Here is a 1,458-nt window from a genome sequence, read left to right as displayed (position 1 = left end):
ATCTAAAATTGACTAGAGATAAAAGTGAGTGAAAGTTTAACCGTTTAGGGATACAAAAAAATAGACAACATGACAATCCACGAACTCACTACTAAAACTAAATTTAGTCTAGATTTGGTTTTTTCCAGTTAATTGTTAAGTAATTGGACAAAAATATTTACAGTCATTGCGAGCGAAGGGAAGCAATCACAACCCTTGGAATTGCTTCATTTCACTTTGTTCTATATGGCTAACGCCACGCTGCGCTAACGCAATGACATTGTGTAATTAATTCTGTCTCACTACTTAATACTCAAAAATGCTACAGTGGGCTGCCAATTGTCTTTTGGGTATTTCTTATGGAATTTGAGCTATAGGATAAATCACTCCCAAACCCTGCTAAGTAAGAACTTTAAGACTTAGAAAAATTTTATGAGGTACAGTTAATCAATCTTCCGTATTTAAGAAACTAGTTTATTCTTCTTGTTACTGTACTTGTTAACAGTAAAAACTGCTGTATAGACTAAAACTAGATAAACTTCTTTTAAAATTACGCTATGATTCAACAACGCCTACATTTTCACAATTTATCAGTTGATAATTTTCTAAGATAAAATAAACCACAGCCATAAATTATATCTGGAACTTTTGCGGTGTTAGCATTTTCGTAAAAATCATCATTATCATCAATGTAAGAAAAAGAAATCAGATCATAATCTGCCTTAGTAAGGGAGAGAATAGTTTCAACAGAGAACACACGATGTCCATTAAATTCAACTCTCTCAAAACCAATAGGAACTGATAACAATAAAGTTCCACCTGGTTTTAATAACTTTGTTAAAGAAGTCAAACCTTTAATATGCCCTTCGGGATCAATTGGATCTCCATATCGCCCCAGTCCAAAATGCTCTAATGCATGTAAACAAGAAAGAGAATCACAAATGTTGACTGGTACGCTTTCCGATTGCATCAAATCAGCTTGACGAAAAGTCATACCGGAAACATTTGAAGTCATAGGTCTAACATCGAGAATTTCAATATCACGGAAAGTCAGCACATGGGATACAAAACCATCAATTCTTGAGCCAACATCTATGTGATGTTCTGGATTATTTTGATAGACTTTGCGTGCTGCCCATAGGTCCTGGTGAAAATAATGTTTAGTTATATGACCAGCCCCTTCATATCTGTCTATCATACATGGAAATAGATTTCCTATAGCAATAGCTTGATTGGATTTCTGACTTTCCAAATAAAATTTTAGGAATTGAGAAATATAAATAGGAACTCCTCTGAAAAATGAAATCGTATTAAGAGGAGTAAATCCTAATTCAGAAATAACATGATAAACTATCTTAAGATTATAACGTATTCTAGGTATCAATGATTGGCTCATATTTTTGTTCATGTTTGTTTTGAAGATGAATAATAGGACAATTATCTCTATTTTATTGGTGAGTTACTAAAAACTTATTTTAC

1 protein-coding gene is annotated in these 1,458 nt (G+C 32.9%); it reads right to left on the bottom strand.

What is annotated here, in order from left to right; all coding sequences use genetic code 11:
• Window positions 1-559: 559 nt before the first annotated feature.
• Window positions 560-1,375, bottom strand: coding sequence for a DUF268 domain-containing protein (locus IQ228_RS25985; RefSeq protein ID WP_193965002.1), 816 nt, complete (start codon window positions 1,373-1,375; stop codon window positions 560-562).
• Between the last annotated feature and the right edge of the window lie 83 nt (window positions 1,376-1,458).

Source organism: Dolichospermum sp. LEGE 00246 (genome assembly GCF_015207865.1).
GTDB classification, from domain to species: Bacteria; Cyanobacteriota; Cyanobacteriia; order Cyanobacteriales; family Nostocaceae; genus Dolichospermum; species Dolichospermum heterosporum.
The sequence above is the reverse complement of the archived record's forward strand: the minus strand, read 5'-3'. Positions and strand labels throughout refer to the sequence as shown.

Bases quoted from the DNA above. Each gene is read 5' to 3' on its own strand.
- IQ228_RS25985 (WP_193965002.1), bottom strand. From the start codon at position 1,375: ATGAGCCAATCATTGATACCTAGAATACGTTATAATCTTAAGATAGTT.